Origin of the sequence: Streptomonospora wellingtoniae (genome assembly GCF_031845375.1) — a bacterium.
In the GTDB taxonomy this organism is placed as follows: domain Bacteria; phylum Actinomycetota; class Actinomycetes; order Streptosporangiales; family Streptosporangiaceae; genus Streptomonospora; species Streptomonospora wellingtoniae.
Genome location: NZ_JAVREK010000022.1, coordinates 53,945 through 65,961 on the forward strand (window position 1 = coordinate 53,945; position 12,017 = coordinate 65,961).

The window sequence follows — 12,017 nt, forward strand, 5'->3', positions numbered from 1 at the left end:
CCGGGGACCGCCGGAGGGAGGCCGTGGCCGGTCGCCGGTCGCACACCCGCAGCGGGACCAGACGGCCCCTACTCCGACACGGCGCCGGCGGCCCGTCCCCGACCCGATCAGGAGAGCACGCCGATGTCCGCTCCATCAGCACCGGCCCGGCGGTCGCGGCCGCCGGCTCCCGCACCGAGACGGCGCCTGCCCGCAGTGCTCGCCGCCGCCGCGCTCTGCCTGCCGCTGGGCGCGGCGGTCGGAGCCGGCGGGCTGCCGCTCGTCGACTCCGACCTGTTCACCGCGGAGGTGCAGCGCGTGTCCTCGGCCGGGGACGGCGTGCGCTACGACCCCGACACCGCGGGCAGCGGGTCCGGCCCCCTGCCGATCGTGGCCGTGCTGCTGCGCCATCCCGGCATCGGCGGCGGCGGCTACACACTCCGCCTGGGCCACCGCCCCGACTCCTACTTCCACGAGGTCCCGGTCCCCGAGGGGACCGGGGAGCCCGTGCGCATCTCCGGTGTGGACTGGGGCACCGACCGGATCACGGTCCGGTTCGCCGGCGGGCACAGCGTGGGCGTCCCTGCGGAGTACGCCGCCGGCCTGCGCTGACGGTTCAGCGGACCGTGCCGAAGAATGCGCGCATGTCGTCCGCGTAGGGCCCGGGCGACTCCATCGCGACGAAGTGGTGCCTGCCGGTGTTGCCCTCGGGCCAGTGCTCGATGCGGTTGTGGCGCTCGGCCAGGCGGCGGATGGCGGGCGGGCCCGCATAGACGCCCGTCGGTACCCGGTCCTGGCCTTGCGGCCAGCCGAACTCCGCGGTCTCGTACATCGGCCACGACGACGTGCCCGCGCTCTGCGTGAACCAGTACAGGGACGCGTTGGTCAGCAGCAGATCGCGGTCGATGACCTCGTCCAGCGGCTCCGCGGCCATGGAGAACTCCTCGAACTTGTGCACAAGCCAGCCGAGCAGGGCCGCCGGCGAGTCGTTCCACCCGTAGGCGAAGGTCTGCGGCCCCCGGCGCAGCAGCGCGTGGTGGTCCAGCCCGCCGGTGCTCCACCGGCGGATCTCGTTGTACTGCTCCAGCTCGTCGGGAGTCAGATCGGGGATGTCGGCTTCGGTGGGGAACCCCAGCCCGGCGGTGATATAGACGCCGACGACGCTTTCGGGCGCCGCGCGGGCGATCTCCGGCGCGATGTAGGCGCCGAGGTCGCCGCCCTGGACCCCGTACCTTCCGTAGCCCAGGCGCCGCATCAGCTCGGCGTAGAGCCGCGCGGTGGCCTCGACGGACCAGCCGGGCCCGGGTGCAGCGGAGAAGCCGAACCCGGGCACCGAGGGCAGGACCACGTGGAAGGCCTGCGCCGGGTCCCCGCCGTGTGCGCGGGGGTCGGTCAGCGGCCCGATCAGCTCGGTGAACTCGGCGAAGGTGTTCGGCCAGCCGTGGTTGAGCACCAGCGGCAGCGCCCCGGGCTCGGCCGAGCGGACGTGCGCGAAGTGCACCTCCAGCCCGTCGATCTCGGTCGTGAACTGCGGGAGGGCGTTGAGTCGCGCCTCGTGCCGACGCCAGTCGTAGTCCTTCTCCCAGTAGGCGGCCAGTTCCCGGAGGTGGTCGACGGGCGCGCCGCGGCTCCACTCCGGCCCCGGAAGCTCACGGGGCCAACGGGTACCGGCCAACCGCTCGCGCAGGTCGTCCACCTCGGCCTGCGGGACGTCGATGGTGAAGGGGCGGATGCCGGTGGTCATGGAGTCCTCCTCGGATCTCGGGTGGCGCTCCGCCGGGCGGTGCGCCGAGGAGTTCCGAGACTAGGAGTCGTATAGGGCCGTTTCCGTCCTAATCATGACGCGAGAATGAGGGGATGAGCGACACCTCGGCGCGCCTGCTGCGACTGCTGTCCCTGCTGCAGACGCCACGCGAATGGACCGGTACCGAAATCGCGCAGCGGCTGGGCACGACCCCGCGCACCGTGCGCCGCGACATCGCGCGGCTGCGCGGGCTGGACTACCCGATCCGGGGGGCGCGCGGTCCCGACGGCGGCTACCGGCTGGCTGCGGGGGCGGCGATGCCGCCCCTGCTCCTGGACGACGAGGAGGCGGTCGCCATCACCGTGGGCCTGCGTACGGCGGCGAGCAATCCGGTGGCCGGAATCGAGGACGCGTCGGCACGCGCCCTGGCCAAACTGGGACAGGTGCTGCCCGCGCGGCTGCGCCGCAGGGTCGGCGCCCTCGGCACGGCGACGGTCGCGATGCCCGGGGCGGAGGCCCCCGACGTCGACCCGGATGTCCTGGCCGTGATCGCCTCGGCGGTGGCCAACAGCGAGCGGCTGCGCTTCCGCTACCGCAGCGCCGGGTGGGGTGAGGGCCGCGGCGTCCCGGAGCCGCCCCGGCGCCTGGTGGAGCCCTTGCGGCTGGTCGCAGCACAGCGGCGCTGGTACCTGCCGGCCTGGGACGACGACCGCGCCGACTGGCGGATCTTCCGTGTCGACCGGATCGGCTCCCCGCGCCCCACGGGCGTCCGCTTCGCGCCTCGCGACCCGCCGGGCCGGGACGCGGCCGCCTTCGTGCAGCGGAGCCTGCACTCGCTGGCCCCTACCTACGAGGTTGCGGCAACGCTGCAGATGCCCGCCGAGGAGGTCGTGCGGCGCCTGCCCGCAGCGGCCGAGGAGGTCACCCCGGTGGACGAAGGCAGCTGCCGCCTGCACGGCCACGCAGACACGCTGGAGTGGCTCGCCGCCCGGCTGCTCATGCTCGGCTGCGCATTGGAGGTGCACGGTCCCCCGCAACTGCGCGCCTACCTGCGCGCCGCGGGAGCGCGCGCGGTCGCGGCCGCGGAGCCGGAACCGGGCGCCGGTCGGCCTTCCGGCGCGGATTCCCGCTAGATTGCTGCTGGGACACGGCCGCGCCTTCTGATGGGATGGGGGCGGCCCGGCGTTCGAGCGGCCGCGGATCGGCCGCAGTAGGTCAGAGGAGGACGGCGAACCCCCCATGAGTAACCAGTCGCTTCCGCCCGGAGCGTCCTCGCCGCGCGACGAGCCGCCGTCGGGGCGACGCGAAGCGCGCTCCCCCTTCGGACGGCGCGAGGTCCCCCGCGAGTCGGCGCGCGAGGAGGCCCGCCCGGGGCCCGCTTCCGAGCGCGACCGGCGGGAGCGGAACGAGCGCGACGAATCCGCCGCCGGGCCCGCCGCGGGCAGCGGCCCGACGATGGCGCTGATCCTGCACGCTCTGACGTTCCTGTGCTGCTTCAACTGGATCTTCGGCGTGATCGGCATCGTGTTCGCCGTCCGCGCTGGACACAAGCGCGACCAGGGACGATACGTCGAGGCCGAGACCCTGACGCGCTACTCCTGGTACTGCCTGGGCGCGGCCGCGGTGATGTTCGCCGTGATGCTCGTGCTGACCCTGTGGCTGTTCACCCAGGCGGGCTCGCTGTTCGAGGGCGTGGTGGTCCCCTACTGACGGCCGCGGCACGGCCGCCGCGGGGTCAGGGCAGGCGCATGGCCATGCCGACCGAGTCCGGCGCGGTCTCGGTGAACCCCAGCTTCCGGTAGAGGCGCCGCCCGGGCGGATCGGCGAGCAGGTTCACGAACGCGCCGGGCGGAGCCTGTTCGCGGATGACGTCGAGCAGGTGCCGCAGGACCGCGCCGCCGACACCGTTGCCCTGGTGCCCGGGAAGCACTGCCATGTCCACGATGTGGAAGTACCAGCCGCCGTCGCCCAGCACCCGGCCCATGCCCACCGTGGAGCCGTTGGCCGCCACGGCGTGGCACGCGGCCCACGAGCCGGGCAGCGCCGCGACCGCCTGTTCCCGGGTCACCGGTGACAGGTCCGCCTCGGTCCGCAGCCGCCGGTAGTCCTCCACCGAAGGGACTCCAGATCGGAGTCGGTAGTCCGTATGCACGAGGCAGCAGCTTAGTCGTCCGGCGCCCGGCGCACCGCCCCGAGGGGGCAGGCGCACGGCGGCCTTGGCGCATGCGGGGCCCGGCGCATTACGCTTGGAGGGCAGACCGGGCCCGCCCCACCGCACCGCGGTAGCCCGGCCGGCCCGGCGGGCGCGGGCCCAACGCCGGGGCGACCACGAAAGGCGGCAGCCGATGACCGACTTCTGGACCCGGCCCAGCTCCCACGGGGACCTCGGGCGGCAGGCGTCGGGCGGACACCCGCCGACGCACGGCGCGGCCTCCTACGCCGACCCCCTCGCACGCGACCCGTTCACCCCCGCGCCGACCGCCGCCTACGCGCGACAGCACAACGTAGCGGGCGCGATGGGCGGCATGCCCGCTCCGCAGCCGCGCTTCGCACCGCCCTCGGAGCCTCCCGCCCGCGTCGGCAGCGCCGTGGCCGCGCTGGTGTGCGCGATGCTCACGCTGCTCTGCCCGGTGCTGTTCCTCGCGCTGGGGTTCCCGGTGCTGGCCCTGCTGGTCAACGTGCCCGCGATCGCGTTCGGCATCGCTGCGCTCGCCCGGTTGAACGACCCGATGGAGGTCGAGCGCTACATCCGCTATACGTGGGCGTGCATCCTCGTCTACCTGGGGCTGATGGCGGTGATCCTGATCGCGGCGATCATGGTGGTCCTCTCCCTGTAGCCGGCGCCACCGCGCGGTCGTCCGGCGCCGCGGGCACGCCGCCCGACGGCTCGGCGCGACCGCTCCCTCTGGCCGCGCGCCTCACCTGCCTCCGCCCGCCCCTGCCCGCCCTGGTCAGCGGCATTCCACCGTTCCCATACCGCCGCCGCCGGGCTGCGCATAAGGTTGTGTCGGCGGTGCCAGCGGGCATATCGCCGACCGCCTCGGCGTTGCACGCCGTGGCCCGCCTCCCGGAGGCGGCCGCCGCCGAGACCCCTGCTGCGAGGTACGTGTGTCCTGCCTGATCGTCCAGTCCGACAAGACCCTGCTGCTGGAAGTCGACCACGAGCTGGCCGACGAGTGCCGACGCGCCATCGCACCCTTCGCCGAGCTGGAGCGGGCGCCCGAGCACGTGCACACCTACCGCGTGACCCCGCTGGCGCTGTGGAACGCACGCGCCGCCGGCCACGACGCCGAGCAGGTCGTCGACGCTTTCATCAACTACTCGCGCTTCCCGGTCCCGCACTCACTGCTGGTCGACATCGCCGAGACGATGGACCGCTACGGACGCCTGCGCCTGCAGACCCACGCCGTCCACGGGCTGGTGCTGCACGCGCTGGACCGTGCCGTGCTGGAGGAGGTCGTCCGCGCCAAGAAGATCAAGGGCATGCTCGGCGAGCGGGTCGACGAGGACACCGTCGCGGTGCATCCCAGTGAGCGCGGCAACCTCAAGCAGGCACTGCTCAAGCTCGGCTGGCCCGCCGAGGACCATGCGGGCTACGTCGACGGCGAGGCCCACGCCGTGGACCTCGCCGAGGACGGCTGGGAGCTGCGCGGCTACCAGCGCGAGGCCGCAGAGGGCTTCTACGCCGGCGGATCGGGAGTCGTGGTGCTGCCGTGCGGCGCCGGCAAGACCATCGTGGGGGCGGCGGCGATGTCCCTCGCCAAGTCCACGACGCTCATCCTGGTCACCAACACCGTCTCGGTCCACCAGTGGCGCACCGAGCTGCTGCGCCGCACCACGCTCACTGAGGACGAGATCGGCGAGTACACCGGCACCCGCAAGGACATCCGCCCCGTCACCATCGCGACGTACCAGGTCATGGCGGCGCGCAAGAAGGGCGTCCACAGCCACCTGGAGCTGTTCGAGGCGCGCGACTGGGGCCTGATCGTCTACGACGAGGTGCACCTGCTGCCGGCCCCCATCTTCCGGATGACCGCCGACCTGCAGGCCCGGCGGCGGCTGGGGCTCACCGCGACCCTGGTGCGCGAGGACGGCCGCGAAGGCGACGTCTTCTCCCTCATCGGACCCAAGCGCTACGACGCGCCCTGGAAGGAGATGGAGAACCAGGGCTGGATCGCCCCCGCAGACTGCGTCGAGGTGCGGGTGAACCTCTCCGAGTCCGAGCGGCTGGCCTATGCCACCGCCGAACCCGAGGACCGGTACCGCTTCTGCTCCTCGTCGGCCGCCAAGACCGAGGTGGTGCGCGAGCTGGTGCGCAGGCACCACGACGAGCAGACGCTGGTCATCGGCTCCTACATCGACCAACTCGACGAACTGGGCGAGTCGCTGGAGGCGCCGGTGATCAAGGGCGAGACCCGGATCAAGGAGCGGGAGCGGCTGTTCGAGGCGTTTCGCTCGGGCGAACTGCGCACGCTCGTGGTGTCCAAGGTCGCCAACTTCTCCATCGACCTGCCCGAGGCCGGTGTGGCCATCCAGGTATCGGGGTCGTTCGGGTCCCGCCAGGAGGAGGCCCAGCGGCTCGGCCGCCTGCTGCGCCCCAAGTCCGACTCCCGCAGCGCCCGCTTCTACGCGGTGACCGCCCGCGACACGGTCGACCAGGACTTCGCCGCCCACCGGCAGCGCTTCCTCGCCGAGCAGGGCTACGCCTACCGCATCGCCGACGCCGACGACGTCCTGGCCGGCGACGAGATCTGAAGGACCGTCCCGCCCCCGCCGATCTTGTAGCTATCGTGAGGGAAAACGATTTCCAGTGACGATAGCTACAAGATCGACGGCGCTGAGCGGGTCGCCGGCCGCGTGGCCGCGACCTAAAGCGGCGGCAGCGCGCCCAGGACGATGGTGAACCCCGCCAGGCACCAGGCGATCAGCGAGTAGCCGAGCGTCTGCGTGCGCAGGGTAGGATTCCTGCGCACCGCGGGCGTGGCGAACGCGGCGACCATGAGCACCAGCGCGAGCATCGCCGGAATCAGCGACGCGACCGCGAACAGGCCCTCCTGCTCGGCGCAGGACGCGTAGCCGGAGCTCTCCGGATCGCCGCAGAACACGTTCTCTCCCGTTCTCCCGGTATGAGCAGGCACTGCACGGTTGGAATGCGCGGCGCCCGTTGCGGACCGAAGGCGTGCCGCTGGAGTGCCCCGGGACCGCAGAGGACGAACGGGGCGCTGCCGCGGGGCGCACGTCCGACCGTATCGCGGTCCGCGGCGGCTCGGTGCCACGCCTTTACACGCGCGTGACCCGCGTCCAATGATGGGGGCGACCCGACTCGGAGGTGCCCCCCAATGATCGATCCTGCCGACACCGCTCCCACGCTTCCCCCCGAACAGCGCCAGGGCTTCCACTCACTGCGCGCCAAGGGCCTCAACTGGGACTCCTTCCCGCTGCGGCTGTTCGCCAAGGGCAACGCCAAGTTCTGGAACCCCGCCGACATCGACATGCGCCGCGACGCACAGGACTGGGCGGAGCTGTCCGAAGGGGTGCGCGTGCGGATCATGCGGTTGTGCGCGCTCTTCGTCGCCGGCGAAGAGGCGGTCACCGAGGACATCCAGCCGTTCATCCGCGCGATGGCCGCCGAAGGCCGCCTCGGCGACGAGATGTACCTGACGCAGTTCGCCTTTGAAGAGGCCAAGCACGTCCAGGTGTTCCGGATGTGGATGGACGCGGTCGGCATCACCGAGGACCTGCACTCCTTCGTCGAGAGCAATGCCGGCTACCGCGCGCTGTTCTACTCCGAGCTGCCCGCCGCCCTGAACGCACTGGCCGACGACCCCAGCCCGGCCAACCAGGTGCGCGCCTCGGTCACCTACAACCACATCATCGAGGGCTCTCTGGCCCTGACCGGCTACCACTCCTGGAACCACATCTGCACGGCCCGCGGGATCTTCCCCGGCATGCGCGAGATCATCAAGCGCATCGGCGACGACGAGCGGCGGCACATGGCCTGGGGAACCTTCACCTGCCGCCGCCACGTCGCCGCCGACGCCCGCACCTGGGACGTGGTGACCGAGCGCCTCAACGAACTGCTCCCGCACGTCACCGCGGTCGTCGAGCGCAGCAACGAGCCCGAGCCCGACGAAGAGGAGAAGCGCTACATGCTCTCCGACAAGGAGCTGATGGACTACGCGGCCGACCGAGCGCTGCGCCGCCTCGGCGCCATCGAGACCGCCCGCGGCATGCCGGTGGAGCGCATCGACGTCGACGCCTCGCCGGAGGAGCTCGAAGAGCGCTTCGGCGACGAGGACCGCGCCCAGATGGACAAGCTCAGGTAGGGGCGAACGGCCCGGCACGGCGGGCGCCCGGGGCCGGCGGCACCGTCCGCTGCCCCGAACCCCGCCGATCTTGTAGCTATCGTGAAGGAAAACGATTTCCAGTGACGATAGCTACAAGATCAACGGCGCTGAGCTTCACTACGATCGCGCGAACGCCCCGCCCAGCTTCGGCTCGCTCTCGGAGACGCCGAGCACGTCCGGACCGTAGGCGCCGGTGGCGGCCGCACCGTCCCGGGTGTAGCGCAGCGCCCACACGGCGCCCTGCTCCTCGTTCTCCCCGGGAGCTCCGACGGCGAGGTCCATCCGGTCGTCGCCGTCGAAGTCCGCCAGGCGCATCGCCCATCCGAAGCCGTCGCCGTCCTCCCCGTCGCCGGGCACGCCCGCGCTGTCCTGGTCGACCATCGACGACCCCGCCGTCGTCAGCCCGTCCGGGCCTCCCTTGAGGACGACCACGCCGCCCGGTTCGCCCATCGGTTCGCCGCCCAGGGGCTCGACACCGGTCGTCGCGAGCACGTCGGCGCAGCCGTCGCCGTCCACGTCGCCCGCGGCGAGCCTGAACCCGAACCCGGCGCTGTCGTTGCTCTCCCCCGGGATCGAGCCGCTGTCCCGGGTGAACGCGGTCCCCTTGCCGGCGAGGCCGTCCGGGCCGCCGTAGATCACCCTGAGCGTGCCGGGGTCGCCTGCCAGGTCCTCGACGACGCCCCCGGGAACCTCACGCATGACGAGGTCCCCGTAGCCGTCGCCGTTCATGTCGCCGATCGCGCCGGTACTCGCCGAAGCCAGGTTCTGGTCGGCCTTTTGCAGACCGGCGGGGGTCGAGAGCAGCACCCCAGTGGGTTCGCCCATCTCCTCGAACGAGCTCATGACGACCAGATCGGTCCCGCCGTCGCCGTCGACGTCCCCCGGAACCAGCTCCTGCAGGTCCAGACTGCCCAGTGCCAGGGGCTGCTTCCCGGCGACGCCGCCCTCCCGGATGAACGGGCCCCTCAGCACAGCGGACTCCCCGCCCGCCCGATAGGCGAGCAGGTCGCGTTCGCCGTCCGCGTCGAAGTCTCCGCTCACGACCTCCTCGACTCCGGCGGGAAGCGCGGAGCCATCCAGCGCCGTCCCGCCGCCGAGCCCGGACTCGCCGCCCCACAGCATCGTCAGATCGGGGTCCTCGGGCTCGGCGTAGTCCTCCCAAGCACTCATCACCGCGACGTCGGCGTAGCCGTCGCCGTCGAAGTCGCCGACGGCGGCTGCGTCGCCGAACCGGTCGTGCGCGTCGGGCGTCCCCGGCACGCCCTCGGAGCCCTGGTCGATCACCTGCCGCGTGCCGGGATCGGGGCCGTCGGCCGATCCGTAGACGACGACCACCTTTCCTGCGCCCTCGGCGCCGCCGGCGTCGGCATCGCCGACCAGGACGGCGAGGTCGGCGTAGCCGTCGCCGTTGAAGTCGTCGCGGTACTCGGCGTCCCGCGGCCGCTCGCCCGAGGGTTCGGGCCGCCCGCTCGGTGCGCCTCCCCCGGCTTCCGGAACCGGCCCGCATCCCGCCGCCGCGACCGCGAGCGCCGCTGCGAGGAGCGACCGGACACCGGCCAGGGTGCATCGACGCACGGATTCCCCCGAGTCAGGCGATTCGGACATGCCGGAAGAGGCTACACCTCACAGGGCGCGCACCGGGCGGCCAAAGCCCGCTACGGCGCCGCTTCCCTGCGAGACGACGGCGACGACCGGACATCGCGTCTAGAGTCGGACCCATGCCACCACCCGAGACAGGCGCCGTCCCGGCTCCCGTGATCGACGCGCTCGCCTGGGTGCACGTCAGCCGCAGGCGGCTGCTGTGCGTCCGCACGCGCGGCCGCAGCCTCTACTACCTTCCGGGCGGAAAGCGCGAGCCCGGCGAGAGCGACGAGGACGCCGTCGCGCGCGAGACGCGCGAGGAGGTGGGCGTGGCGCTGCGTCCCGCAACTCTGGCACCGTTCGCCGTGGTGGAGGAGGCCGCCGACGGCTATCCGGAGGGCACGAAGGTGCGCCTGTCCTGCTACACCGCCGAGCACGCGGGCGAACCCGCGCCCGCGGCCGAGATCGCCGACCTCGCCTGGCTCGCACACGCCGATCGGGACCGCTGTGCGCCGGCGGTGCGCCGCGTCCTCGACGAGCTGGACGGGCGCGGCGAGATCGACTGAGGATTCGAGGGCGGCGGACCGTGCCGCCGCCGCGGTCGAACGCCTGCGCCCTTCCGCCCGCGGGCGCAGGCGCCCGCGGGCGGAGGACCGAGGAAGGGCGCCGCGCCCGGCCGCTCCGCCCGACACGACGGCGGAGCCGGTGCCCGGGCGGAGCGGATGCGGCTACCCGGCCGCTTCGGCCCGGTCTTCGGCGGTGCGGTCAGCGCGCGGCCCTCGCCCGCCGCCGCCGAAGGCAGCCGCCAGCACGGAGTCGACGCTGAACCTCCCCGGCCCGTGGGCAAGGATCATCAGGCTGACGGCGGCGAGCACCATCACGTACTCGAAGCCGCCGCCGTCCATCATGAGCCCGTTGCCGCTGTGCACGAACACCCAGGCGCCGATCATGATCACGGTCAGCGCGGCCGCTCCCGCGCGGGTGGCGAAGCCGAGGACGAGCAGCGCGCCGCCGATCAGCTCGCCGTAGGCCAGGAAGGCCCCGCTCAGCTCGGGAAGAGGGATCCCCAGCTCGCGGTTGCTCTCCACGATCGTGCCGACACCCTGACCGGCGACCTTGTCCCAGCCGTGGGCGACGAAGACGGCGCCGACGCAGAGCCGCACCAGCAGGACCACCGCGTCGGTCAGCACCGCGTCCGAGCGGACCAGGAATTTCATCGGTTCTCCTTTGTCAGGGGGATCGTTCCATTCGACCAGGACGATCCGCTCCGCGGGAAATACCGATTGTGGAGGATAGGCTACCCTAAAGGTATGCAGGAGTTCGATCTACGGGAATTGCGCTACTTCCTCGCGGCGGCCGAGGAGCTGAATCTCTCCCGCGCCGCCGAGCGCCTCGGTATCTCCCAGCCGCCCCTTTCTCGCGCAATCCGGCAGATGGAGCGCCGCCTCGGCGCGCCGCTGTTCCACCGCCGCCACAACACGATCCGGCTGACACCCGCGGGCGACACTCTGTTCAGCGAGGCGCGCAAGGTGCTGGACGCCGCCGCCGCGGCCTCGCGGCGAACCCGGCGGGCGGGCCGGACCACCCCGGCGCTGACCGTCACCGCGGCGCCCGGCCGCAGCACCGGGCTGCTGCGGAGCATCGTCGCCTCCTACGCACGCCTGCCGGACGCCGCGCGCACCGACATCGCCGTCACCGGCTACCGCGCCCAGGAGGCGACCCTGCGCAGGGGCGAAGCCGACCTCGCCCTTCTCGGCACTCCCTTCGGCACCGAGGGCCTGTGCGTTCGGCCGCTGTGCTCGGAGGAGCGGGTGGCCGCGGTACCCGCCGACCACAGGTTGGCCGGGCGCGCCGCGCTGCAGTGCGCCGACCTGGCCGGTGAACCGTTTCCGCGCTGGCCCGGGGACACCGAGGCGAGCCGGCGGTACTGGTCGGGCCAGGACCGGGCCGCCGCCGTGGGAGCCGACGGGGCCCAAGGCCCGCTTGTCCACGACATCTCCCAGGTCATCGAGGTCGTCGGACTGGGTCAGGCACTCGCTCTGGTGCCGCGCCACGTCGCCGCTGCCAACCCCCGCCCCGACGTCGTGTACGTCCCGGTGGCCGACGCCAGCGCCTACCGCACCGTGCTCGCCTGGCCCGAAGGGGCGACGGGGCCCGCTGTCGAGCTGTTCGTGCGCACGGCGGCGGACCTGTTCGCGACCGACCCGCCGCCCGACACCGGCCCGCTGCCCGAATCTGTTTAGAAAGGCGGTATTCACGGCGCTTACCTGGAAACACCCGGATGCGCTTCGTCGGAGTTCGATCCGACCGTTTCCCGAAAGTTGCGGAAACCGTGGATGCCGAATACCGGTGTGCGGCCGAACCGC

The 12,017-nt window shown here is 72.6% G+C and carries 13 protein-coding genes; 8 read left to right on the top strand and 5 right to left on the bottom strand.

Features of this window, described 5'->3' with window-relative positions:
* Positions 1 to 123 precede the first annotated feature (123 nt).
* Positions 124 to 591 carry a hypothetical protein gene (locus tag RM446_RS18860; RefSeq protein ID WP_311546675.1) on the top strand — a complete coding sequence of 156 codons (468 nt, stop codon included), beginning with the start codon at positions 124 to 126 and terminating at the stop codon, positions 589 to 591.
* Between the two features lie 4 nt (positions 592 to 595).
* Here the strand turns inward: RM446_RS18860 and RM446_RS18865 are convergent, their stop codons facing one another.
* The gene (locus RM446_RS18865; RefSeq protein ID WP_311546676.1) at positions 596 to 1,723 is read right to left on the bottom strand and encodes an epoxide hydrolase family protein; all 1,128 of its coding nucleotides are present in this window, start codon (positions 1,721 to 1,723) and stop codon (positions 596 to 598) included.
* Between the two features lie 113 nt (positions 1,724 to 1,836).
* Here RM446_RS18865 and RM446_RS18870 point away from each other — a divergent pair, with 113 nt between their 5' ends.
* Positions 1,837 to 2,856: a helix-turn-helix transcriptional regulator gene (locus tag RM446_RS18870; RefSeq protein ID WP_311546677.1), complete on the top strand. Its 1,020-nt coding sequence runs from the start codon at positions 1,837 to 1,839 to the stop codon at positions 2,854 to 2,856.
* 106 nt (positions 2,857 to 2,962) lie between these two features.
* Positions 2,963 to 3,433, top strand: a complete 471-nt coding sequence (locus tag RM446_RS18875) for a CD225/dispanin family protein (RefSeq protein ID WP_311546678.1) — start codon at positions 2,963 to 2,965, stop codon at positions 3,431 to 3,433.
* Between the two features lie 25 nt (positions 3,434 to 3,458).
* Here the strand turns inward: RM446_RS18875 and RM446_RS18880 are convergent, their stop codons facing one another.
* Positions 3,459 to 3,836, bottom strand: coding sequence for a GNAT family N-acetyltransferase (locus RM446_RS18880; RefSeq protein WP_311546679.1), 378 nt, complete (start codon positions 3,834 to 3,836; stop codon positions 3,459 to 3,461).
* A 232-nt stretch (positions 3,837 to 4,068) separates the two neighbouring features.
* On the opposite strand from RM446_RS18880, the gene RM446_RS18885 reads away from it, so the two are divergent.
* Both RM446_RS18885 and RM446_RS18890 read left to right on the top strand, forming a co-directional pair.
* Entirely contained in the window at positions 4,069 to 4,560 is a 492-nt protein-coding gene (locus RM446_RS18885) for a hypothetical protein (RefSeq protein ID WP_311546680.1), read from the top strand.
* A 271-nt stretch (positions 4,561 to 4,831) separates the two neighbouring features.
* Entirely contained in the window at positions 4,832 to 6,478 is a 1,647-nt protein-coding gene (locus RM446_RS18890; protein WP_311546681.1) for a DNA repair helicase XPB, read from the top strand.
* 113 nt (positions 6,479 to 6,591) lie between these two features.
* Here RM446_RS18890 and RM446_RS18895 read toward each other — a convergent pair whose 3' ends face one another.
* Positions 6,592 to 6,828: a hypothetical protein gene (locus tag RM446_RS18895; RefSeq protein WP_311546682.1), complete on the bottom strand. Its 237-nt coding sequence runs from the start codon at positions 6,826 to 6,828 to the stop codon at positions 6,592 to 6,594.
* 234 nt (positions 6,829 to 7,062) lie between these two features.
* On the opposite strand from RM446_RS18895, the gene RM446_RS18900 reads away from it, so the two are divergent.
* Positions 7,063 to 8,049 carry a R2-like ligand-binding oxidase gene (locus RM446_RS18900; protein ID WP_311546683.1) on the top strand — a complete coding sequence of 329 codons (987 nt, stop codon included), beginning with the start codon at positions 7,063 to 7,065 and terminating at the stop codon, positions 8,047 to 8,049.
* 138 nt (positions 8,050 to 8,187) lie between these two features.
* On the opposite strand, the gene RM446_RS18905 is transcribed toward RM446_RS18900, so the two are convergent.
* Complete coding sequence (locus RM446_RS18905; RefSeq protein ID WP_311546684.1) at positions 8,188 to 9,675, bottom strand: FG-GAP and VCBS repeat-containing protein; 1,488 nt, start codon at positions 9,673 to 9,675, stop codon at positions 8,188 to 8,190.
* A gap of 113 nt (positions 9,676 to 9,788) precedes the next feature.
* Between RM446_RS18905 and RM446_RS18910 the strand changes: the two genes are divergently transcribed.
* A complete protein-coding gene (locus RM446_RS18910) occupies positions 9,789 to 10,217 on the top strand; it encodes an NUDIX hydrolase (RefSeq protein WP_311546685.1) in 429 nt (142 codons plus the stop codon).
* A 162-nt stretch (positions 10,218 to 10,379) separates the two neighbouring features.
* Here the strand turns inward: RM446_RS18910 and RM446_RS18915 are convergent, their stop codons facing one another.
* Entirely contained in the window at positions 10,380 to 10,868 is a 489-nt protein-coding gene (locus tag RM446_RS18915) for a DoxX family protein (RefSeq protein WP_311546686.1), read from the bottom strand.
* A 93-nt stretch (positions 10,869 to 10,961) separates the two neighbouring features.
* Here RM446_RS18915 and RM446_RS18920 point away from each other — a divergent pair, with 93 nt between their 5' ends.
* Positions 10,962 to 11,894 (top strand): LysR family transcriptional regulator, encoded by a 933-nt coding sequence (locus RM446_RS18920; RefSeq protein WP_311546687.1) that lies wholly within the window; start codon positions 10,962 to 10,964, stop codon positions 11,892 to 11,894.
* Positions 11,895 to 12,017 lie beyond the last annotated feature (123 nt).

Bases quoted from the DNA above. Each gene is read 5' to 3' on its own strand.
- RM446_RS18860 (WP_311546675.1), top strand. From the start codon at position 124: ATGTCCGCTCCATCAGCACCGGCCCGGCGGTCGCGGCCGCCGGCTCCC.
- RM446_RS18920 (WP_311546687.1), top strand. From the start codon at position 10,962: ATGCAGGAGTTCGATCTACGGGAATTGCGCTACTTCCTCGCGGCGGCC.
- RM446_RS18910 (WP_311546685.1), top strand. From the start codon at position 9,789: ATGCCACCACCCGAGACAGGCGCCGTCCCGGCTCCCGTGATCGACGCG.
- RM446_RS18875 (WP_311546678.1), top strand. From the start codon at position 2,963: ATGAGTAACCAGTCGCTTCCGCCCGGAGCGTCCTCGCCGCGCGACGAG.
- RM446_RS18900 (WP_311546683.1), top strand. From the start codon at position 7,063: ATGATCGATCCTGCCGACACCGCTCCCACGCTTCCCCCCGAACAGCGC.
- RM446_RS18870 (WP_311546677.1), top strand. From the start codon at position 1,837: ATGAGCGACACCTCGGCGCGCCTGCTGCGACTGCTGTCCCTGCTGCAG.
- RM446_RS18905 (WP_311546684.1), bottom strand. From the start codon at position 9,675: ATGTCCGAATCGCCTGACTCGGGGGAATCCGTGCGTCGATGCACCCTG.
- RM446_RS18915 (WP_311546686.1), bottom strand. From the start codon at position 10,868: ATGAAATTCCTGGTCCGCTCGGACGCGGTGCTGACCGACGCGGTGGTC.
- RM446_RS18865 (WP_311546676.1), bottom strand. From the start codon at position 1,723: ATGACCACCGGCATCCGCCCCTTCACCATCGACGTCCCGCAGGCCGAG.
- RM446_RS18885 (WP_311546680.1), top strand. From the start codon at position 4,069: ATGACCGACTTCTGGACCCGGCCCAGCTCCCACGGGGACCTCGGGCGG.